Source organism: uncultured Sphingomonas sp. (assembly GCF_964237155.1).
Taxonomy (GTDB): domain Bacteria; phylum Pseudomonadota; class Alphaproteobacteria; order Sphingomonadales; family Sphingomonadaceae; genus Sphingomonas.
Genome location: NZ_CAXSHH010000006.1, coordinates 26535 through 47123 on the forward strand (window position 1 = coordinate 26535; position 20589 = coordinate 47123).

At 67.0% G+C, this 20589-nt stretch carries 21 protein-coding genes; 14 read left to right on the forward strand and 7 right to left on the reverse strand.

What is annotated here, in order from left to right:
• On the reverse strand, positions 1-1209 hold the full coding sequence (gene rlmN, locus ACFE71_RS02665; protein WP_375427266.1) for a 23S rRNA (adenine(2503)-C(2))-methyltransferase RlmN: 1209 nt from the start codon (positions 1207-1209) through the stop codon (positions 1-3).
• A gap of 106 nt (positions 1210-1315) precedes the next feature.
• On the opposite strand from rlmN, the gene ACFE71_RS02670 reads away from it, so the two are divergent.
• Complete coding sequence (locus ACFE71_RS02670) at positions 1316-1552, forward strand: hypothetical protein (protein ID WP_375427267.1); 237 nt, start codon at positions 1316-1318, stop codon at positions 1550-1552.
• Here ACFE71_RS02670 and ACFE71_RS02675 read toward each other — a convergent pair.
• Both ACFE71_RS02675 and ACFE71_RS02680 read right to left on the reverse strand, forming a co-directional pair.
• On the reverse strand, positions 1549-2022 hold the full coding sequence (locus tag ACFE71_RS02675; protein ID WP_375427268.1) for a hypothetical protein: 474 nt from the start codon (positions 2020-2022) through the stop codon (positions 1549-1551). The two genes, ACFE71_RS02670 and ACFE71_RS02675, sit on opposite strands and share 4 nt — an antisense overlap.
• Complete coding sequence (locus tag ACFE71_RS02680; RefSeq protein ID WP_375427269.1) at positions 2019-2660, reverse strand: histidine phosphatase family protein; 642 nt, start codon at positions 2658-2660, stop codon at positions 2019-2021. The genes ACFE71_RS02675 and ACFE71_RS02680 overlap by 4 nt, the downstream gene beginning before the upstream one ends.
• A gap of 120 nt (positions 2661-2780) precedes the next feature.
• On the opposite strand from ACFE71_RS02680, the gene ACFE71_RS02685 reads away from it, so the two are divergent.
• The 6 genes from ACFE71_RS02685 (at position 2781) to ACFE71_RS02710 (ending at position 7297) form a co-directional block, all read left to right on the forward strand.
• A complete protein-coding gene (locus ACFE71_RS02685; RefSeq protein WP_375427270.1) occupies positions 2781-3005 on the forward strand; it encodes a hypothetical protein in 225 nt (74 codons plus the stop codon).
• A 123-nt stretch (positions 3006-3128) separates the two neighbouring features.
• Positions 3129-4241, forward strand: a complete 1113-nt coding sequence (gene dnaN / locus ACFE71_RS02690) for a DNA polymerase III subunit beta (RefSeq protein ID WP_375427271.1) — start codon at positions 3129-3131, stop codon at positions 4239-4241.
• Between the two features lie 69 nt (positions 4242-4310).
• Positions 4311-5081: a Coq4 family protein gene (locus ACFE71_RS02695; RefSeq protein ID WP_375427272.1), complete on the forward strand. Its 771-nt coding sequence runs from the start codon at positions 4311-4313 to the stop codon at positions 5079-5081.
• A gap of 29 nt (positions 5082-5110) precedes the next feature.
• Positions 5111-6178: a DNA replication/repair protein RecF gene (gene recF, locus ACFE71_RS02700; RefSeq protein WP_375427273.1), complete on the forward strand. Its 1068-nt coding sequence runs from the start codon at positions 5111-5113 to the stop codon at positions 6176-6178.
• 104 nt (positions 6179-6282) lie between these two features.
• Positions 6283-7104: a DUF2171 domain-containing protein gene (locus tag ACFE71_RS02705; protein WP_375427274.1), complete on the forward strand. Its 822-nt coding sequence runs from the start codon at positions 6283-6285 to the stop codon at positions 7102-7104.
• Positions 7105-7108: 4 nt separating this feature from the next.
• The gene (locus ACFE71_RS02710) at positions 7109-7297 is read left to right on the forward strand and encodes a hypothetical protein (RefSeq protein ID WP_375427275.1); all 189 of its coding nucleotides are present in this window, start codon (positions 7109-7111) and stop codon (positions 7295-7297) included.
• 45 nt (positions 7298-7342) lie between these two features.
• Here the strand turns inward: ACFE71_RS02710 and ACFE71_RS02715 are convergent, their stop codons facing one another.
• Positions 7343-8419, reverse strand: a complete 1077-nt coding sequence (locus ACFE71_RS02715; protein ID WP_375427276.1) for a LysR family transcriptional regulator — start codon at positions 8417-8419, stop codon at positions 7343-7345.
• A gap of 134 nt (positions 8420-8553) precedes the next feature.
• Between ACFE71_RS02715 and ACFE71_RS02720 the strand changes: the two genes are divergently transcribed.
• The 5 genes from ACFE71_RS02720 (at position 8554) to ACFE71_RS02740 (ending at position 13602) form a co-directional block, all read left to right on the forward strand.
• Complete coding sequence (locus ACFE71_RS02720; RefSeq protein ID WP_375427277.1) at positions 8554-9324, forward strand: PEPxxWA-CTERM sorting domain-containing protein; 771 nt, start codon at positions 8554-8556, stop codon at positions 9322-9324.
• 235 nt (positions 9325-9559) lie between these two features.
• Positions 9560-12052, forward strand: coding sequence for a DNA topoisomerase (ATP-hydrolyzing) subunit B (gyrB, locus tag ACFE71_RS02725; protein WP_375427278.1), 2493 nt, complete (start codon positions 9560-9562; stop codon positions 12050-12052).
• Positions 12053-12533: 481 nt separating this feature from the next.
• Positions 12534-12746, forward strand: coding sequence for a hypothetical protein (locus ACFE71_RS02730; RefSeq protein ID WP_375427308.1), 213 nt, complete (start codon positions 12534-12536; stop codon positions 12744-12746).
• Positions 12747-12851: 105 nt separating this feature from the next.
• A complete protein-coding gene (locus tag ACFE71_RS02735; RefSeq protein WP_375427279.1) occupies positions 12852-13097 on the forward strand; it encodes a hypothetical protein in 246 nt (81 codons plus the stop codon).
• 238 nt (positions 13098-13335) lie between these two features.
• The gene (locus ACFE71_RS02740) at positions 13336-13602 is read left to right on the forward strand and encodes a hypothetical protein (RefSeq protein ID WP_375427280.1); all 267 of its coding nucleotides are present in this window, start codon (positions 13336-13338) and stop codon (positions 13600-13602) included.
• Here the strand turns inward: ACFE71_RS02740 and ACFE71_RS02745 are convergent.
• Entirely contained in the window at positions 13580-16333 is a 2754-nt protein-coding gene (locus ACFE71_RS02745; RefSeq protein WP_375427281.1) for an autotransporter domain-containing protein, read from the reverse strand. The two genes, ACFE71_RS02740 and ACFE71_RS02745, sit on opposite strands and share 23 nt — an antisense overlap.
• On the opposite strand from ACFE71_RS02745, the gene ACFE71_RS02750 reads away from it, so the two are divergent.
• Positions 16299-16517, forward strand: a complete 219-nt coding sequence (locus ACFE71_RS02750; protein ID WP_375427282.1) for a hypothetical protein — start codon at positions 16299-16301, stop codon at positions 16515-16517. The genes ACFE71_RS02745 and ACFE71_RS02750 overlap by 35 nt on opposite strands.
• Here the strand turns inward: ACFE71_RS02750 and ACFE71_RS02755 are convergent.
• Both ACFE71_RS02755 and ACFE71_RS02760 read right to left on the reverse strand, forming a co-directional pair.
• The gene (locus ACFE71_RS02755) at positions 16514-17323 is read right to left on the reverse strand and encodes an autotransporter-associated beta strand repeat-containing protein (RefSeq protein WP_375427283.1); all 810 of its coding nucleotides are present in this window, start codon (positions 17321-17323) and stop codon (positions 16514-16516) included. The two genes, ACFE71_RS02750 and ACFE71_RS02755, sit on opposite strands and share 4 nt — an antisense overlap.
• Positions 17324-18124: 801 nt before the next feature.
• Positions 18125-18286, reverse strand: a complete 162-nt coding sequence (locus ACFE71_RS02760; protein WP_375427284.1) for a recombinase family protein — start codon at positions 18284-18286, stop codon at positions 18125-18127.
• A 477-nt stretch (positions 18287-18763) separates the two neighbouring features.
• On the opposite strand from ACFE71_RS02760, the gene ACFE71_RS02765 reads away from it, so the two are divergent.
• The gene (locus tag ACFE71_RS02765) at positions 18764-20569 is read left to right on the forward strand and encodes an alpha-amylase family glycosyl hydrolase (RefSeq protein WP_375427285.1); all 1806 of its coding nucleotides are present in this window, start codon (positions 18764-18766) and stop codon (positions 20567-20569) included.
• The last annotated feature ends 20 nt before the right edge of the window (positions 20570-20589 follow it).

Here is a 20589-nt window from a genome sequence, read left to right on the forward strand (position 1 = left end):
CTAGGCCAGCGCCGCCATCTTCTCGTCGGCCTGCCGGTCGAGCTCGGCGCGCGACTTGCGCTCCGCCGCGGTCTTCAGCTGCCCGCACGCCGCGTCGATGTCGCGGCCGCGCGGCCGCCGGACTGGCGCGGAGATACCGCCCTCGAACACGATGTCGGAGAAGCGCGCGACGCGCTCGGGCGTGGAGCATTCATACGGCGCGCCGGGCCACGGGTTGAACGGGATCAGGTTGACCTTGGCGGGCAGGCGGTAATGGCGGAGCAGCCGCACCAGCTCGCGCGCGTCCTCGTCGCTATCGTTCTTGTCCCGGAGCATGACGTATTCGAACGTGATCCGCCGGGCGTTGTTCGCGCCGGGATAATCGGCGCACGCCTGCAGCAGCTCCTCGATCCCGTATTTCCGGTTCAGCGGCACGATCTCGTCGCGCACCTCCTTGGTCACCGCATGGAGCGAGACGGCCAGGTTGACCCCAATCTCCGCCCCCGCGCGCGCCATCATCGGCACGACGCCCGATGTCGACAGCGTGATCCGGCGCTTGGACAAGGCGAGTCCGTCGCCGTCCATCACCACCCGGAGCGCGTCGCGCACCGCGTCGAAATTATAGAGCGGCTCGCCCATACCCATCATGACGATGTTGGTGAGCATTCGCCCCTCGGGTTGGCTCGGCCATTCGCCCAAGCCGTCGCGCGCGAGCATCACTTGCCCGACGATCTCGCCCGCGGTCAGGTTGCGCACCAGCCGCATCGTCCCCGTGTGGCAGAAGCGGCAGTTGAGCGTGCAGCCGACCTGGCTCGACACGCACAGCGTCCCCCGGTCGGCGTCGGGGATGAACACCATCTCGTAATCCTGCGCGTCCGGCGAGCGGAGCAGCCATTTGCGGGTGCCATCGATGGATACCTGCGCCTCGATCACCTCGGGCCGCCCAACCACGAAGCGTTCGGCGAGCCAGGGCGTCTGCGCCTTGGCGATGTCGGTCATCTGGTGGAACTCGATCGCGCCGCGATTGTAGATCCAGTGCCAGATCTGCTTGGCGCGCAGCTTGGCTTGGCGGGGCTCCATGCCGCCCGCGAGCAGCGCCTCGCGCAGCTGGTCCCTGCCCAGCCCGACCAGGTCGACGCGCCCGTCGGGCCGCGGCGCGGTCGCGCGCGGGACGGGCACGGGGTCGATGTGCCCGGGAATGGGCATGAGGGCGGCCGGAACTGTCTGCATGGGCGGGGATATAGTCGAAAACGCCTCGATATTCCACTCGGGCCGGGTTGGGACCGATCGGCGCGTCCGGCGTTCAGTCGGTTTGATCCGCAGGAGCTTTCAGCCGATGACCGACCAAGCCGAAACCGCCATCCAGGCCCGCCGCCGTGAGATCGCGGCCGAGCATGTGCTGTTCAAGACGATCGAATATGTCGAGGCGCGCCACCCCGGGCTGCTCGATTTCGTCGAAGCGAGCCTGGACCATCTCGGCGACCCGGCGAAGGACGAGACCAAGGATGACGAGGCCGTCCGCGCGATCGCCCGCAAGATGATCGCGGGTGCCAGGCGCGAGGGGGTAGGCTAGCCGCTCAAGCAGGCGAGCGCGGCCGCGTCGATCGCGGTGGCCGCGCCGTCGAGCCGGTACAGGTCGGCGAAGGGTCGTCCGCCAACACCCACGGCATCGACGCTCATGCTGCGCCCCGACCGCATCGCCGCCACCGCCGCGCGCTCGGCGGCGGCATCGGGTGCCCAGGCGTCGGTGCCGTTCGCAACCAGGGGGAAGCGCCGCTCGCCGATCGAGAGCGTCACGCCCGCCGACCGGTCGCGTGGGCGCGACAGCCGGATGTGGAGGCTGTTCCGCCGCCCGAGCGCGGGCCGCGTGCCGACGCCCGCGAAGGGTCGCCACGAGCGGCGGCCGCCCGCGATCGCGGGCTCGGCGATCGCGTAGCAATGGCCCGGGTCGCGGAACGCCCCCCATCCGCCATGGACGCCGATCAACTCGCGCGCCTCGACGGGTGCGGCGACCAGCAGCAGCGCGCCGAGAGGGCGCCTCATACGGGCGCGTGCCCGCCGCCGAGATGGACCACCGTTTCGCGCCCGCCCTCGATCATCGCGACGCTCCCCTGTGGCAGCCCGGAGGCGAGTGGGCTGCCGAGCGCCGGGTCGACGGGCAGGCCGGTCATCACGCCGCGCATCACCCGGCTAGAGATGCCGTGCATGATGATCAGACGGTCGCTCGCGTCCGCATCGGTATCGGCGAGCCAGCCGCCGACGCGCCCGGCGATGTCGGCGTATCCTTCGCCGTCGGGTGCGACCCTGAGCGCGTGGGTGGCGGGATCGATCACCGGCCCGACCTCCGCGACGACGTCGGCATAGTAGCGCCCGCCCCATGATCCCATGCCGATCTCGACCAGCCGCGCGTCGGTCCGTGCGCCGTGCCAGTCGAGCTCCAGATGCTCGGCGATCACCGCCAACGTCTGGAGCGCGCGACCCGTCGGCGATGCCCACAGCGTCAGCGCCGGCTTGGGACCGAGCGATGCCCGCAGCGCCCGCCCCATCTCGTCCGCCTGCGCGAAGCCGGCGCGCGTCAGCGGCGTGTGCGCGTGATCGCCCTGCAACCGGCGCGCGGCGTTGAACACCGTCTCGCCGTGGCGCGCGACGAAGTCCCGGCCCTTCCTCGTTCCCAAGCCCATCGCCCGCTTGTCGGGCCCCGCGCCGCCGGAGGCAACCGCGTTAAGCCCGCGCCGACCATCTTCGCTCCAATCCGCCGGCCGGTTACGACAAGCTCGGCGGCGAGGACGGGGGTCGACGGCTTGACCGCCGAGGCGACCGAACGCGACCTGGACGTGGCGGGCGACCGCATACGCCTGCGCGCGGGCCGCGACCTGTATCTCGGCGGCCGCGTCGGCTTCCTCATCTCGCCGGTGGCGATGGGCTACCTGAAGGGCGGTTACACCAACGCGCGCTTCGAGACCCGCTATGACGCGCCGGGCCTCACGTTCGAGGACCGCACCGACGCCGACTGCTTCCGCTTCTAACGCGTTGACCGGTCGTCAACCGGATTCGGGGGAGGGATCGGGGCGCTTGCTCAGACCCCTTTTCCTTGGGTAGGACGAACGACGACATCGCCCTCCTCGCAGTGTGAGGGCCGGGGAGTTCCAATGAAGGCGACCATCGAACGCGCGACCCTGTTGAAGGGCCTGAGCCACGTCCAGTCGGTGGTGGAACGCCGCAACACCATCCCCATCCTGTCGAACGTGCTGCTCGACGCCCGCGACGGCGCGCTCCGGATGATGGCGACCGACCTCGACCTCCAGATCAACGAGAGCGTGGCCGCCGACGTGGACCAACCCGGCGCTATCACCGTGTCGGCGCACACGTTGTTCGACATCGCCCGCAAGCTGCCCGAGGGGTCGCAGGTCCAGCTCGCCGCCGCCGACGGCCGCATGACGATCATGGCGGGCCGCGCGCGCTTCTCGCTCGGCACGCTCCCGCGCGACGACTTCCCCGTGATCGCCGAGGGCGAGCTGCCGACCAAATTCGAGCTTCCCGCCGAGACGCTGAAGCAGGTGATCGATAAGACGCGCTTCGCGATCTCGACCGAGGAGACGCGGTATTACCTGAACGGCATCTTTTTCCATATCTCCGAGGATGCGGGTCAGCCCGTCCTCAAGGCGGCGGCTACCGACGGTCATCGGCTGGCGCGCGTGACGATGCCGCGCCCCGAGGGGTCGGACGGGATGCCCGACGTGATCGTTCCGCGCAAATGCGTCGCCGAGCTTAGGAAGCTGCTCGATGAGGTCGATGGGTCGGTCGGCGTATCGCTGTCGCCCACCAAGATCCGCTTCGACCTGGGTCAGGCGGTGCTGACCTCCAAGCTAATCGACGGCACCTTTCCCGATTACAGCCGCGTTATCCCGACGGGCAACGACAAGATCCTCCGCCTCGACCCGCAAAGCCTGAAGGAGAGCGTCGACCGCGTCGCGACTATCGCTACCGAGAAGACCCGCGCGGTTAAGATGGCGCTCGACCGCGATAAGGTGACATTATCGGTCACCTCCCCCGAGAATGGCACCGCCGCCGAGGAGGTGCCGGGCGACTACACGTCCTCATCGTTCGAGATCGGCTTTAACAGCCGTTACCTGCTCGACATCTTAGGCCAGATCGACGGTGACACCGTGGAAGTCCACCTGAACGACGCCGCCGCCCCCACGCTGATCCGCGAGAACGACAAGAGCGCGGCGTTGTACGTGCTGATGCCGATGCGAGTGTAAACCCGAACCGGGCTTGACCGACGGCCAGTAATTCCTTACCGACAACATTGTCAGTAAGGAACTTGCCGCATGTACCAGACCCAGGCCGTCGGCACGTACAAGCGCGATTGGCGCACTGCGATAGCGGCGCTGCGCAAGCTGCTGGCGAATGGCGACGACACCACGCAGGTGTTCATCATCATGCGCGCGCTGAACGGCGCGGCGACGCCGAAGAATTACGAGCGATTACTCAGGAACCCGGACGGAGCACGCCAAGCTTACGACCGGATCGAGCTGGCGGCGGACCTGTTCTCCGATCCGGCGTTCATCGCGAGCTTCGGGCCCGGCACGGTCGGCGCGGCGTATCGCGACTGGCTGGCGGAGACGGGCTATTCGGCGCAGGGGCTGGCGGCGGTGTCGAACCTGGACGGGCTGGAGAAGCCGATCCCGCATCCCTACGCCTGGTTCGGGCGGCGGACGCGCGACGTGCACGACATCTGGCATGTGCTGACCGGCTACAAGGCGGACGAAACGATGGGCGAGGCGGCGTTGGTCGCGTTCTCCTATGCCCAGACCAAGGGCATGGGCTGGGCGCTGATCGGGGTCGGAGCGGCATTGAAGAGCGTCCGCGCGACGAACGGAAGGCTGTTCGTCCGCGCGGTTTGGGAGGGCTATCGGCGGGGCAAGCGCGCCGAGTGGCTGCTCGGCGAGGATTACGCGGCGCTGATGCACGAGCCGCTGGATGCCGCACGCAAGCGGCTGCGGATCGGGGAGCCGGTCGCGTACCGGGATGCGCAGCGCGAGTTGGGCGCGGCGCTTTCCTCCTACGCCAGCAAGCGGAAGGAAGCCGCGCTCGCCTGACACGCCCGGCGGCGCTAGGGCCGGGCGCGATGCTGTCGCGCCTCGTCCTCACCGACTTCCGCAACCATGCAGGCCTGACGCTGGAGGCCGGACCAGGCTTCGTGGTGCTGACGGGCGAGAACGGATCGGGCAAGACCAACGTGCTCGAGGCGGTGTCGCTGCTCGCGCCGGGGAAGGGGCTGCGCCGCGCCGACCTGTCGGACATGGCGCGGCAGGGCGGGCCGGGCGGGTTCGGGGTCGCGGCGACGTTGACGTCCGACGGCGCGGAGCGGGTCGAGATCGCGACGGGTGCGCTCGCCGCCGCGCCCGAGCGGCGGGTCACGCGGGTCCAGGCCGCGCCCGCGACCGCCGCGTCATTGCCCGAATGGCTGACGGTGCTGTGGCTGACGCCCGCGACCGACCGGCTGTTCGTCGAGCCGGCGGGGGAGCGGCGGCGGTTCCTCGACCGGCTGACGCTGGCGTTGTCGCCCGCCCACGCCACCCACGCGGCGCGGTACGAGGCGGCGATGCGCGCGCGGGGCAGGTTGCTGGCCGAGGGGCTGGAGGGCGCGCGGCCCGACCCCGAATGGCTGTCGGCGCTGGAGGCGCAGATGGCGGAGCACGGCGCGGCGGTGGACGGCGCGCGGCGGGAGACGGTGAAGCTGCTCGGCGAGCGGCTGAGGGCCCGGGCGGCGGGGCCGTTCGCGCGGGCGGGGCTGGCGCTGGAGGGGTGGAGCGGCGATGCGGGCGAGCTGCTGCGGCTGCTCCGAGAAGGGCGTCGGCGTGACGCGGCGGCGGGGCGGGCGCTTAGCGGACCGCACCGCGCCGACCTCGTCGTCACGCATCTGGACAAGGACCGCGCCGCCGCGCTTGCCTCGACCGGCGAGCAGAAGGCGCTGTTGATCGGGCTGGTGCTCGCGCATGGCGAGATCGTCGCTGAGCGGACTGGCCGCGCGCCGGTGCTGCTGCTCGACGAGGTGGCCGCCCACCTCGACCCGTCGCGGCGCGCGGCGCTGTTCGAGCGGCTGGCCGGGCGCGGGCAGGTGTGGATGACGGGGACCGAGCCCGCCTTTTTCGAGGCGATGGGCGCGGACGCGACGCGGGTGGAACTGGGGTAAGGCGGGCGCTTCGTGGGTCGAATCGCTCACGGTCGTGCGCATCCCGTGCATCCATCCGGCGGCTGAGCCGTTGCGCCGTCACATCATCACCTAAGGAAATTCACATGGTTAACATCAGCGGCATCAAGGAACATATGGACGTGATCGGCGCGGATGGCATCCATGTCGGCACGGTCGACAAGGTCGAGGGCGATCGCATCAAGCTGACCAAGCGCGACGGCCCGGCGGCCGGGCAGGGAAGCCAGCACCATTTCCTGTCGACCGGCCTGATCGCAAAGGTCGACGGCCAGACGGTCCGCCTGTCGGCCAACGCCGCCAACGCGCTCATGTTCGAAGAGGAAAAGGACGGATCGGCGCGCGGCACGACGCATCCGACCTCCTATCAGCCCCCCGTTTCGGACACCAAGCGCGACGTCAAGCGGGATACCAATCGGGATGGGGCGGGTGTCGATTGGAAGACGGTCGGGCTAGGCGCGGCCACGCTCGGCGCGGTCGCCGGGGCCGCGTTGCTGGCGCGGAACAATACCCCCAAGCGCGACGGGACCCCCAAGCGCGACGGGTTCGAACTCAGGCTGCAGACCGACGAGGGCATGCAACTCATCTCGTCTTCCAAAGTCGAGGGGACGCCCGTGGTCGGCCGGAACGGCGAGCATCTGGGCAAGATCGAGAACTTCATGGTCGACAAATATTCGGGCCGCGTCGCCTATGCGGTGATGTCGTTCGGCGGCACGCTGGGCTTTGGCGACTCGCTGTTCCCGCTGCCCTGGTCGTACCTGAATTACGACGTGGCCAAGGACGGCTACGTGCTCGACGTCACCAAGGAGCAGCTGGCCAAGGCACCCAAGTTCAAGGCGAGCGAGACGCCGGAGTTCGACAAGGGCTACCGGCAGGACGTGGCGCGGTTCTACGACCGGTCGGGCGTGTGATCGGGTGACCAAGGTCGGCGCGGGAGCGATGCTCCCGCGCCGGTTCGGGCGGAAGTTCACTAAAGTTCACGCCAACGACGCTTGTTCGCCGGAGACGGCGGAAGGTGCGGACCTGAAGAAGTTGACGAAGTTGGCCCGCGAACGCGGCCTCGACTTCAGGAAGAGCATCGCCGGGCTTAGGCGCAGCTTTTAACACACCGACACTGCAAAGCGAACGATCGGTCGAGATCGTTTCGGTTTATGGACGGATGTCAAAGAGCGTGGGGCGTGACGACCCCGAGTCGCGGTCACCCTGGCATGGGCCGGGGATTGTAGGACAGCGGTTTCGATCGCCGACGAGGCTATCGGCTTCAACGCGATCCCGGACGCGATGGCGCGGGTGCTCGGTCGCGACCACGACTTGCCCGTGGTCGCGGGCGAGTCGCCCCACGAACAAGGGTATAAGCTCGGTCACGATTTCACCGATGCAATCCAGCATCGCGCGCGCGACCGCGTTGTCGCGGAGCTCAGCGCGCGAGATAAGCCAGATCTCGGCGTCGAGGCCGTCGATCGGCCCGAAGCAGCGCACCAACCTTGGGTCGGTGTCGGCGACGATGCACGGTAGGACGGAAATTCCGAGCCCGACCGCGATCGCAGCCTGTAGATGCGAGAGGCTGGAGGCGCGCGATACGATGCGAGCACCGCCCGCCACCGCGTCGAGCCACGCGAAGGTCGGAATCGTCGACAAGGGCGGCTCCGCGAACAGCAGGGCATGATCGATCAGGCCGGATGCATCGGACGGAAAACCATGCGTCGCCGCATAATCCTGGGAGCAATATACGGCCCAGGCCGATTGCGCCACGCGCTTTGCCACCAATGTTTCGTCGCACGGCCTGATCCCGGCGCGGACAGCTATGTCGGCCTCGCCGCGTGCGACATCCACGGGACGGTCGGTTCCGAGCAGTTGCACCTGGACATTTGGATGAAGACGGCCGAAATGCTTGATCGCGGGCATCAGAAGCAACTCAACGAGGTTCTCCGGCACCGTGACCCGAAGCGTCCCGAGTGCGGATCGCAGGCCCGCCTCGCAGCATCCGCCGAAATCGATCGCCGCCGTCTCGACGATCTCGGCTCGTTCGAAGAGGCTTCGGCCGAGCGCGGTAAGTTCATATCCATTGTGTCGATGATCGAAGAGCCGCGCGCTCAACGCGGTCTCGAGCGCCTCGATGCGTCGTACGATGGTCGGCTGACTGACGCGGAGGTGCCGGGCCGCGGCCGCCGTCGTGCCCGTCCGCCCGACCGCCAGAAACGGTCGCAGGTCATTCCAGTCGAACATATGCGCTCCCGATCGCGACCAGGGCGGCCAGCTATACATTCTTGTATCGATGCTAGGCAAACTCGTGGATTGAGACCTACCCCCGCTTTTGAGATCAGGGTGTCCGTATGCAGAACCTAACTCGGGAGGTAAGCGTGACACGTATCTCGAAATACCTGGCGAAGGGGATCGCCGGTCTATGCCTATTCGGCGCGAGTCCGCTCGCAGCCCAGATGTTCGAGCTTCGATATTCGGGCTGGTTGAGCGCCGACGAGACGCTGATCGGGTCATCAGGTATAGATCTGATCGAGGCCGACACGCGCTTCGACTTCACGGCGCGGTTCGACACCGCGGGTCCCAATCTGGTCGCGGCGCTCCCGTTTCCCGGTTTCGTCGCCTACGCGCCTACTTCGGCGACGATCAGCATCTTGGGCCAGAACTACCGCGTGATCGGGGCGACCGAAGATCCCGCTTATGGGATCGGCATCGCGCTCTTCGATCGGAGTAATGTCTTCTTTCCCGGTATTTACGGGGTGGGTTTCATCGCTAATCCATCGCAGGACGGCGCGGGCATCATTGGGGACTTCGCGTCCGCCAGTCCGGGTTTCAGCGTCGCCAACCCGACATCGACGGTCTTCTCGGACTTCGCCGGCGCGGGATATCTTGCGGGAATCGGCTGCGCGCCGCCCGACCCCCGTCCTTGCACGGCCTCGCCGATCGCTCTGATCGGGAGCGGCGGTGCGTCCTTCGGGCTTGGGCTCGTGACTGGCGAGCGTGTCGGCGGCTTGTCACATTCAGCATCGCTGACCGCGGTTCCGGAACCCGGCACTTGGGCGTTGCTGATGTTGGGCTTCGGCGCGGTGGGAGCCGTGCTTCGGCGGCAGCGTCGACCGAGAGCGGGACTGGCAGGGCGGTTAAGGACCTGAGCTCGCGATCTCACTGGCGCAGATGCGCCATCTTCACCGTCGGTCGCGGTGCTCCCCTACCCTCAATATCCGCCCGCACCCGCGACGCGGCAAAGCCGCGTCGTCGAATGACACGGCCGGACGAGGGCCGGCCGGGCGTCGGCCGTGGCGGCGCTGGTTCGTCGGGCTAAGCTGCGTTTAGTCCGACCGCGACGCCGTGCTTTCGTTCCGCCTCCGAAAATCCTATATGTCACCGATGACGGACACCCTCCAATCCACCAATAATTCCGGCGACTACGGCGCCTCCTCGATCAAGGTGCTGAAAGGGCTCGACGCGGTGCGTAAGCGCCCGGGCATGTATATCGGCGATACCGACGACGGGTCGGGGCTGCACCATATGGTGTTCGAGGTCTCCGACAACGCGATCGACGAGGCGCTGGCGGGGCATTGCGACCGGATCGACATCGTCCTGAACCCCGACGGGTCGGTGTCGGTGACCGACAACGGGCGGGGCATCCCGACGGGCATCCATCCCGAGGAGGGCGTGTCGGCGGCCGAGGTCATCATGACCCAGCTCCATGCGGGGGGCAAGTTCGACAATACGAACGACGACAACGCCTACAAGGTGTCGGGCGGGCTGCACGGCGTGGGCGTGTCGGTGGTGAACGCGCTGTCCGAATGGCTCGACCTGACGATCTGGCGCGACGGCGAGGAGCACCGGATGCGCTTCGCCCACGGCGACGCGGTCGCGCCGCTGGAGCGGACGGGGGCGTCGGCGCGCAAGGGGACGATGGTGACGTTCCTGCCCAGCCCGACCACCTTCAAGATCGTCGAGTTCGATTTCGACAAGCTGGAGCACCGATATCGGGAACTGGCGTTCCTGAACTCCGGCGTGCGGTTGTTCATCACCGATGCGCGGCACGACGAGCCGCGGACCGTCGAGCTCTATTATGAGGGCGGGATCGCCGCGTTCGTGAAGTATCTCGACCGCGCCAAGACGCCGCTGATGTCCAATCCGGTGGCGATCAACGGGCAGCGCGACGATGTCGGGATCGACGTCGCGCTGGAATGGAACGACAGCTATTACGAGCAGGTCCTGGCCTTCACCAACAACATCCCGCAGCGCGACGGGGGGACGCATATGGCCGCCTTCCGCGCGGCGCTGACGCGGACGCTCAACAACTATGCCGAGAAGTCGGGGTTGCTGAAGAAGGAAAAGGTGTCGCTGACGGGCGACGACATGCGCGAGGGGCTGACCGCGATCGTATCGGTCAAACTGCCCGATCCGAAATTCTCGTCGCAGACCAAGGACAAGCTGGTCTCGTCCGAGGTGCGCGCCCCGCTCGAGTCCCTCATGGCTGACAAGCTGGCCGAGTGGCTGGAGGAGAACCCCGCGACCGCCAAGGCGATCATCCAGAAGGTGATCGACGCCGCCGCCGCGCGCGAGGCCGCCAAGCGCGCGCGCGAGCTGACGCGGCGCAAGGGGGCGATGGACATCGCCTCGCTGCCGGGCAAGCTGGCCGATTGCCAGGAGCGCGACCCGTCCAAGTCCGAGCTGTTCCTGGTCGAGGGCGACTCGGCGGGCGGTTCGGCGAAGCAGGGGCGCGACCGGCATTTCCAGGCGATCCTGCCGCTCCGGGGCAAGATCCTGAACACCGAGCGAGCGCGCGAGGACCGGATGCTGTCGTCCAAGGAGATCGGCACGCTGATCACCGCGATGGGGACGGGCATCCGCGACGACTTCAACGCGGACAAGCTGCGCTACCACAAGGTCGTCATCATGACGGACGCCGACGTCGACGGCGCGCATATCCGCACGCTACTGCTGACGTTGTTCTACCGGCACATGCCGCGGATCATCGAGGGCGGGTATCTCTATATCGCGCAGCCGCCGCTCTACAAGGCGACGCGCGGGCGGTCGGAGGTGTATCTGAAGGATGATGCGGCGCTCGACGATTATCTGGTCGACGCCGGGCTGAACGCGCTGGTGATGGAGACGGCGGGCGGGGCGCGGTCGGGGCGCGACCTGCGCGAGCTGGTCGAGCATGCCCGGCGGATGCGGACGCTGATGCGGTACGTGCCCCGGCGCTACGACCCGTCGATGATCGAAGTGTTGGCGCTGGGCGGGACGCTCGACCCGCAGATCGACCGGGCGGCGCGCGAGGCGGCGTTGGTCGAGGTCGTGCGGCTGCTCGGGAGCAACGACGAGGAGGCGCGCTGGTCCGCGCGGCTGACCGAAGACGGCGGGGTGCATTTCGAGCGGCTGTGGCGCGGGGTGACCGACCATCACATCGTGGAAAGCGGGTTCCTGGCGTCGGCGGAAGCGCGCAAGCTCCACGCGCTCGCGGCCGAGCAGTCGGAGGCGTACGGGGCCCAAGCCAAGCTCGTGCCGATGAAGGGCGCGCCGCAGCCGGCCGAGGTCGATCCGGGCGAAGAGGGCGAGGCCGAAACGATCACCGTGTCGCGCCGCGAGACGCGCGTGTCGCGGCCGAGCCAGCTGATCGACGCGATCCTGGCGGCGGGGCGCAAGGGGCTGGCGATCCAGCGCTACAAGGGGCTGGGCGAGATGAACGCCGAGCAGTTGTGGGAGACGACGCTCGACCCCGCGAACCGGACCATGCTGCGCGTGAGCTCGGCGGACGTGGAGGGCGCGAACGAGATCTTCACCCAGCTGATGGGCGAGGTGGTCGAGCCGCGGCGCGAGTTCATTCAGGACAATGCGCTGAACGTGGCCAACCTGGACGTCTGATCGGCGACGTTCGGTCCGCGCGGGGGATATCCAGAAACGAACACCAGCTAGTCGGGTCCGCGCACGGCGCCGACGGCGATCGTTGATCTGCACTGGGATGGGTGCGATCAACGAAGCACCTCCCGCGGTCGGGAACGGACATCTCGCAAATGGAACGCGGAAGTTCAGCCCGCTTGGCGCGCCTTGGCGGATCCACGCGCATGATGGAGGGGAGGGCATCATCGGCCATGTGAATGATTTCCGAGAATACGGAATTGCGGGTCACCATCGCACCTGCTCCCCGTCGCCCTTGCGCCCGCCCGGGATCGAAGGCGGCCTTCACCTACAGGCCGATACCGCATGCCCAAACGGGACAGCAGGTCTGGACGGCCACATGCGTCCGATTAGGATCGCTGACCGGGTTCTCGGACGTTAGAAGCCGCTGCTCTGGAACCATACGGGACAGATAGGAACGAGAGTGGCCCTATACGGCTATGCGCGGGTGTCGACGACCAAGCAGGACCTGACGATCCAGCAGGAGGCGCTACGTGCGGCCGGGTGCCAGGTGATCCGGTCGGAGAAGAAGACCGGCATCAAGCGGGAAGGGCGGCGACCATCGCGCGCCGCCTCGGCGTGGCGATGTCGTCCATCTACCGGGTCGTGCCCAATCTCAGCCGCACCGGTGGTAGACCTGCTAACTAGGCTGGCTAGATAGCGTCGCCACGTCGAGTTCCTCGACGCGTGGGCCCGCTTTGACGGACGGATCAACCGGATCACGCTCGCGCAGACCATGTTAAACGGGAAGCCCGGCATATCCTTCATGGAGATCACGCAGCCCAAGGGCGGTCGCGAGTATTTCGCCTTCGGCATCGAGATGCCCGAGCCGGTATTTCGCGCCTGTGGCGGCGCAGTCCGCATGATGGCGCTGCGTGGCCTCGTCCCCAGCGTCGAGAGCGTGCCGGCGAGCAGGCGCGCCCAGATCGCGGCCGCTCCGCTGGCGCGTCGGATCGCTTTCTCGAAACCGCGCAGGACAAGCAATACGCGGCCTTGTCGCAAGGATTATTGATGTCGCAGGCGGCGACGCTGATGCGCATGCGCGAACTCGACTATGATCTGCTATTCGGCAGTGACATCACCGATTCGCCGATCCGCGCGAACCGGCGACGTTGAAGGTGCGCCGTTGCACGTCGGCGAAATCGGTCGGCCGACCTGTCATCGCAATCGGACTGGGCGATGTGGACATATCGAGTGCGCGTAGAAATGATGAGCAACCGGGGCGGGAGCTGACGGTGGGCATCCGGCGTGTGGACGCCGTGCTCCTCGACCAGCTTGAGCGCGCGAGCGGTCCAGAGGTAGCGGCCTTTTCTGTTCGTGGTGCTTTTCTTCACCGCGGCGACGATCTCGTACCAGCGCTCGATCTCGCCGTCACCCATGACACGCGCGTGCCCGCGATCGGCGCGGTGCGCGTCGCGCGGGTGGTCATCGCCGCGCAGCGCCCGGTACAGGGTGGCGCGCGACGCGGCGTAGAAGTCCTGTTGACGATCGCCGTCAAAAGGCGAGCGATGCCATGACCCGGAAGACGCTGTCATCGCTCTTGTCGCCGATCACTCCCGAATAGCCCGAAGTTACTGTCAGCCGATTCGCCAGCGTCCAAGCCAGATCGACTGCGACGGCCGCCGCATCGCGCGACAAGGGCGCGCCGTTCACCAGGAACGGACGAGTGCCGCTGATGAACCGGAGCGAGGATCGCGGGTACGCATCGTCAAAGACATGCTGCCAGCCGAGGCGAGACCGAGCACTCAGTCCGTCGACGATCGGAGTTCGGGCACGAAAGCCAGCCGTCGACAGGACGAATGTCTCACGCCGTGTCCGTCCGGCAAGCGCGGCATCACCGCCGGTTTCGGCGAAACCGTCGGTTTCGCTACGATAGTACTCCACGCCGGCAAACGGTTCGACGATGCCGCCCAGCATGGCGTGAGGAAGCCCGACTTCAACCTGACCGTGAGCCACATCGCTGTTATAACCCGAAGAGAGCCGGGCGGCATAGCCGGTGAAGAGGACGTCGCGGCGTACGGCGTTATCGACCCAGGCGTATCCAAGGCTCGAACGAATGCTAAGCGGTCCGACGCTGCCGCCCGCGTAGACAAGCGCGTGCTTGCTTTTTGCCGATCCCGAACTCGCGCGTGCATCGATGGAAAAAGTTGTTCTCGTATAGCCGCCGGCGACTCCGATGCGTCCGTTCTCGCCCATGGCCAAGTCGATCCCGCCGACGCCGCCCCAGCTTCGGCGTTCGACCGAACTCGCGCTGCGGCCGCCGTCGTCCGTCCCGCTGCGGCCGGCGGCCTGAGCCCACAGGGAAACTCCGATGTCGTTCTGCGGCGATAGCAGGCGTGAGCGCGCCGCGTCCTGCGCTCCCTGCGCATCGCGCACCATCGTCGTGCGCAACGACGCATGCGCCTCGCCCGACAACTGGTCCAGACCCGACCGCACGGCGCCGTCGTCCGGGTTGAGCGTCAGCGCGGCGTATGCGCCATTGCCCGCCCCAAGCGCCGCCAAGGATCCAGCGACTTGCACCTGATTGTCCGAGAGCCCGAGCCCGGCCAGCGTGCCGGCCGAGCGCGCGACATCGACAAAGACGGCGTTGCCGGTCTGAGCCAGCCGCAGCTCGGTCCCACCAGCCGCTGTCTGGACTAACGTGTACGTGTCGCCGACGCGGCCGGCGGCGGTCAATAACGTATAACGCGTCCCTACCACATATTCCCCAGCATCGCGCGTGACCGCCAGTAGGGCGCCGCCTGCGATGGTTGCGGTACCGCCGATCACGACGCGATCGGACGAGCCCGCAGCTGTTAGTCCTGCGGCATAGGTCGATCCGGCTGCTTGTGAGTAGTTGCCGGTTGTCGTGATCGTCCCGATCCCGAGGCCGGGCGCGACAACACCGCCTGAGTTTGCTGTGATGCTGGCGACCGTGCCGGCTCCCGCCAGCGTGCCGCCTGTCGCCACGGTCACTCCGGACGGCAACGCGCCCGCCAGGACCAGTCCGCCGGCTCCGATCGTCGTCCGTCCGGAGAAGCCCGCCTGATCGCCGGCGGTCAACGCGCCCACCCCGATCTTCGTCAGCTGGCCAGTTCCCGTCAGCGATCCTGCGAAACGGCCATCGGCCGCTTGATCGAAGATCAGCGTACCCGAGTTGGCTATGCTGCCGGTGAGCGAGGTGGATGTGCCGATCAGCGTGGCCGGAGCGGCGACCGGGATGCCGTCGACGAAGGTCGAGGCTGCCGTAAGCGTCCAACTACCGCTGTTCACCGCGAGAGCTTCGAAATTGACCGCACCGGCGAAACTGCCGATTTGATTGCCGCCGAGATTGATCAGGTCGATCCCGGCACCGCCGTCGATCTCGCTGCTGATCACCGATCCTGTCTGCAGGTCGAGCGTGTCGTTGCCGCCGCCCATGTCGATCGCCCCGACCACGCCGCCAGTGATGGTTCCGGAGTTCGTGATCGTGTCGGCGAAGTCGCCGACGAAGCGGATCGCTCGCCCGGTCGTGGCACGTATCGTGCCCGCGTTGGTGATCGTGGTCGCGCCGTCCGCGACCCCGCCGGGGTTGGTGTCGCGGTTGATGAGCACCGCGTTGCCCGCGCCGAAGATCAGGGCTCCGGCCGTGTTGGTGATGACACCGCCGCCCATCGCGACACCTTCGGCGCTGTTCGCGCGACCGCCTGAGTCGACGCCATTGGCGCTCAGGCCCTGGATTACGCCGCTGTTGGTTACCGAGCCGATGAAATCAATGTCCACGCCGTCGCCATCGCCGTTATCAGCAACGCCGTCCCACTGGCCGGTGATCGTGCCGGTGTTCACAACGGTGCCGGTGCCGTCGGACCCGACGCCGGACCCGTTCCGGCCGGTAATCGCGCCCGCGTTGGTGATGTCGACCGCTGCGTCGCTCGTGATACCGTGACGAAGCCCTGAGATCGTGCCGCTCGCCTGATTGATGACCGTTCCCAACCGGGCCTGCCAATCGATACCGTCATAGTTGTTGTTCGCGGCACCGTCGGAAAAGATCAGGCCGGCATTCGTGACCACCGCGCCCCGGCCGGGACGGACCGCGTCCTGACCCACAGTGCGGAGCACGCCGCTGGCATAGTTGTTGATGACGATCGACGCCGCTCCAGACGCCGCGGCGTCGAAGTCGAGTGCTTGCCCGCTGCCCGTGGTCTGGATCGTTCCGAAATTGTCGACGCGGACTCCGCCTCCCGTCGGATTGAAGTTGATCCGGAACGCGTCGTCGGCGCTGCTGATCATCGCGCCGACATTGTTCGTCAGCGCGATGGTTCGGGCGTTCGCGGCCCCCGCGATGTTGATCGCGCGACCCGTCGCATTAGTGCTGCTGATCGTCCCCGAGTTCATGATCGTGAGCGGCGTCGCGGTGGTGGATATCGTGGCTGCCAGCGCGCTGGTCAGCGTCGCCCCGCTAGCGACGGATTAGGTCCCGCCGACGAGGTTGCCGGTCAGCGCCAGCGTTCCGCCGGCCACGCTTGTTGGCCCGGAATAGCCCTGCGCACCGAGCGTCAGCGTTCCCGTCCCCGATTTCACGACCTGACCGGTGCCGCTGATCGTGCCGGCGAAGGCGCTGTTGGTAGCCTGATCGAACTGCAGCGTACCGGCGTTCGCGAACGCGCCGTTGAGCACCGCGCCCGTGCCGATCGCGGTGGCACCACTCGCGATCGTCGTTCCGCCCGCATAGGTCTGCGTACCGGTCACGGTCCAATTGCCGCTGGCCACCGCCAGCGTCTCGATATTCGCGGTGCTCCCCAGCGTACCTGTCCCGCTGCCCGTCAGCGTAAGCGCGTCTATCCCGCCTCCGCCATCGACGACCCCGCTGATGCGCGCGCCGGCCTCGACCGTGATCCGGTCCACGCCCGAGCCGAGTGATATGGCGGTGGGTGCGCCGCTGCTAACGATGCCAGCGACCCGGAGGTTCACATTCGCGCCCGTTCCCGCGATCGCCGTCGCCTGGCTGGCGCTTACGGTTCCGCCCGCGAGAACCGCGATCGTCAGGTCGCCGGCTCCGGCCTGATACGTGACGGCATTGCTGCCCGCCCCGGTCGCCGACACGGTGCCGCCGATAGTTAGGCTGGAGCCTCCGCCGAGGGCGACGGCCGTAGAGCCGTTACCGACCGTCGACACGCTGCCGGTCGTGCTGATCGTGATGGTCGCCGATGAAGTGATGGGGCCGAAGATCCCGCCGACGGAGGTCGTGATCGCAGGGGCGTTCCCGCCAAGGGAGCGCACGACGCCATCGATGAGAAGCGTGCCACCATTCCCGCCGATCGCGATGGCGGCGCTAGAATTCTGGAGAGCGAACGCGCTGCGCTGCTGGACGCCAGCGTTTCGATCGTGCCGCCCTGAGCGACGGTCAGACTGGCGCTTTGCCCGAGCAGGACGCCGCGGGCGTTGGCACGCCGAGCCGTGATGACGCCCGCATGATCGACCGTGACGCCGGCATTCGCGGAAACCGCGTTGGCGACATTGAAGATCTGACTGCCCGCGCTGGTCGTAAGCCTGCCGAGGGGATTGATCTCGATCGTCGATGTGCGGGGGCTAGCGCCCCCGAACGGATCGTCGAGCTGCACGATAGCACCCGGAAGCACGCTGATCAGCGTTCCCGTCGCGCCGTTCCTCTCCGGATTGGGCGCTGCAGCGTCGCACACCACTGTCGTGCCCGTGGTGATGCAGCGCGCCTCGGCGGCGGCGGCCACCATAGCCCAAATCCCTGCGCTGGACGCGCACAAGAACCTCGTGCGCCCGCGCACGGCCAAATCGCTTTTCATGTGCCCCCCGGATTGCTGCCCCTGCCTCCTGGGGACCTTCCTTTAAGTCAATCGCCTTCGGCCAACCAGCGAAATGTCTCGCGCTATCGACGAACGGATACGAGGCTACTTTCCCGTGAACCCGCCGCGCATGCCAGCATCCAAGCCGCAGAGCGACGTGCCCCGCCTGCGTATGCGCTCACCGGTCGCTTAGGAGTCGGCGACCGACCGGCCGATGCGGTCGAACCGGTACACGGTCAGCACGTCGCCCGGCTCCAGCCGGTCAACCAGGCTCCGCCAGCATCGGCCAGGCCTTTCGTCCGCTCGCCTGCTCCTCGACGATGCTGTCGCATCCGGCTATCTCGAGCGCGTAGTGCTGGACGTCGCTGCCGCTGTCCTGGGGCTCGGTCGAGACCCGCGCGTAGCCGCGAATCGTGCCGCTCATTCGCCCCCTGTTTCTGTCCGCGGGCACGCGGCAGAGAGCCGCAACAGGTCGAGAGGGGGCGTGATCACCTGTTTTTGTCCGCGTGCTATGTCCTGTGATGGTGGAAACGCGCAACGGCCGCCTTCGAGCGGCGAGAAGGCGATAGCGGCTGTTAGTCAAGCTACCCGGCAATGTCTGCCGTGCGCCCGATTTCCGATCTTCACTTGTTTATCCGCGTCTTTTGCGAGCGGACGACCTCAAATACCCTCAATCTCCACCCGCTCGTCCTGCGCCCAGCATGCATTCTGCGTCGCGCGTCGCGGAACTAACGGGCCTGTCACGAAAACGTGCGCTTGCGGGAGCCACCCTGACCCATAAGCCGCAACGACCATCATCATGCAAATCTTGCATTCGGATAGGTGGGTTAATCACGCTTGCTGCCAATCAGGGCCCGCGTCGGTAGTTGTGAAGCTGCAAATGTTGCGGCATGCTCCGTGGATGGGGCGCACGATCACGACATTGTCACTTGCTCTTGCGTCGATATCGGCGATCGCCGCGGCCGGAGGCGCGCGGGCTCAGCAGGCTTCATCGTTCCGCGATCGATTGCCGCAGGACGAGGTGATCTACTTTCTTCTGCCCGATCGGTTCGACAATGGCGATCCGACAAACGATCGCGGCGGTCTGACGGGTGACCGGTTGGCGACCGGGTTCGATCCGGCGCACAAGGGCTTCTTTCACGGCGGCGACTTGGCCGGGTTGACGGCAAGGCTGGACTATATCCAGGCCTTGGGCGCGACCGCGATCTGGATCGGGCCGGTGTTCCGGAACAAGCCGGTGCAGGGACCGCGCGGGCAGGAGAGCGCCGGCTATCACGGCTATTGGATCACCGACTTCACCCGCGTCGATCCCCATTTCGGCACCGATGCCGAGTTCAAGATGCTGGTCGATGCGGCGCATGCGCGCGGCATGAAGGTGTACATGGACATTATCGCCAACCACACCGCGGACGTGATCCGATATCGCGAGTGTGCATCGGAGGACTGTCCGTATCGCAGCCGCGCGGATTACCCGTATCGCCGTCGAGGCGGCGCGGGCGGCCCCGCGATCAACCACGGCTTCACTGGCGAGAACTTCGCCGCGCTGACCGACGACCGTCACGCGTACACGCCCCTCGTGGACCCGACCGAACGCACGGTGAAGGTGCCGGGATGGTTGAACGATCCCGGTTATTACCACAATCGTGGCGACTCGACCTTTGCCGGCGAGAGTTCGACGATGGGCGACTTCTCCGGCCTCGATGATTTGATGACCGAGCATCCGCGGGTCGTTGCAGGAATGATCGAGATATTCGGCGGATGGATCGAGCGATATGGCATCGACGGTTTCCGTATCGATACCGCGCGCCATGTGGACGCGGCGTTCTGGGCCACATTCGTTCCGGCGATGCTCGACCGGGCGAAGGCACGGGGCATTCCCAATTTCCACATCTTCGGCGAAGTGGCGCTCCACTCGCTCGACCCGGGCGCGCTTGCCAAGCACACGCGCGTCGACCGGTTGCCTGCGGTGCTCGACTTCGCCTTTCGCCAAGCCGTGTTGGATACGGTAGCCGGGACACGTGGTACCAGCGCCTTCGAGACCGTGTTCGACGGCGACTCCTTGTATGAGCGCGGTTCCGACACGGCGGCGACGCTGCCGACCTTCATCAGCAATCACGATGATGGCCGATTCGCCTTTTTCATCCGGCGCGGGCTTCCATCGGCCGGTGACGACGAAGTGCTTCGCCGGACGATGCTGGGCCATGCGATGATGCTGACGCTGCGCGGCGTACCGACCATCTATTCGGGCGACGAGCAGGGCTTCACCGGCGATGGCCGCGATCAGGACGCGCGTGAGGACATGTTCGCCAGCCGCGTCGCGTCTTATAATGACAATCGCCTGCTCGGTACGGCGGGGACGACCGCGACGGCGCGATTCGGCCGCGAGAACCCGTTGTTCCGGCAGATCGCGACGCTGGCGAGATTGAGGACGGCCACTCCGGCGCTTACCCGCGGACGCCAGACCTTGCGGGCGCATGGCGACAAGCCCGGGCTGCTCGCGGTCTCGCGCTTCGATCCGATGACCGGCCGTGAGGTGCTGCTAGCCTTCAACACGTCGACGACATCGGTGACGCGCCAAGTCGAGGTCGCCATCGCGTCCGACCGGTTCGACACGCTCGCCGGGCGATGCGCCGCGCGGGCCAACGCGCCGGGAAGCGTCACCGTCACCCTGCCACCGCTCGGCTATGCGGTGTGCGCGGCACGATAAACTGACAACGATAAAACAAA

Bases quoted from the DNA above. Each gene is read 5' to 3' on its own strand.
- rlmN (WP_375427266.1), bottom strand. From the start codon at position 1,209: ATGCAGACAGTTCCGGCCGCCCTCATGCCCATTCCCGGGCACATCGAC.
- ACFE71_RS02670 (WP_375427267.1), top strand. From the start codon at position 1,316: ATGACCGACCAAGCCGAAACCGCCATCCAGGCCCGCCGCCGTGAGATC.
- ACFE71_RS02675 (WP_375427268.1), bottom strand. From the start codon at position 2,022: ATGAGGCGCCCTCTCGGCGCGCTGCTGCTGGTCGCCGCACCCGTCGAG.
- ACFE71_RS02680 (WP_375427269.1), bottom strand. From the start codon at position 2,660: ATGGGCTTGGGAACGAGGAAGGGCCGGGACTTCGTCGCGCGCCACGGC.
- dnaN (WP_375427271.1), top strand. From the start codon at position 3,129: ATGAAGGCGACCATCGAACGCGCGACCCTGTTGAAGGGCCTGAGCCAC.
- ACFE71_RS02695 (WP_375427272.1), top strand. From the start codon at position 4,311: ATGTACCAGACCCAGGCCGTCGGCACGTACAAGCGCGATTGGCGCACT.
- recF (WP_375427273.1), top strand. From the start codon at position 5,111: ATGCTGTCGCGCCTCGTCCTCACCGACTTCCGCAACCATGCAGGCCTG.
- ACFE71_RS02705 (WP_375427274.1), top strand. From the start codon at position 6,283: ATGGTTAACATCAGCGGCATCAAGGAACATATGGACGTGATCGGCGCG.
- ACFE71_RS02715 (WP_375427276.1), bottom strand. From the start codon at position 8,419: ATGTTCGACTGGAATGACCTGCGACCGTTTCTGGCGGTCGGGCGGACG.
- gyrB (WP_375427278.1), top strand. From the start codon at position 9,560: ATGACGGACACCCTCCAATCCACCAATAATTCCGGCGACTACGGCGCC.
- ACFE71_RS02735 (WP_375427279.1), top strand. From the start codon at position 12,852: ATGGAGATCACGCAGCCCAAGGGCGGTCGCGAGTATTTCGCCTTCGGC.
- ACFE71_RS02745 (WP_375427281.1), bottom strand. From the start codon at position 16,333: ATGATCAGCAGCGCCGACGACGCGTTCCGGATCAACTTCAATCCGACG.
- ACFE71_RS02760 (WP_375427284.1), bottom strand. From the start codon at position 18,286: ATGAGCGGCACGATTCGCGGCTACGCGCGGGTCTCGACCGAGCCCCAG.
- ACFE71_RS02765 (WP_375427285.1), top strand. From the start codon at position 18,764: ATGGGGCGCACGATCACGACATTGTCACTTGCTCTTGCGTCGATATCG.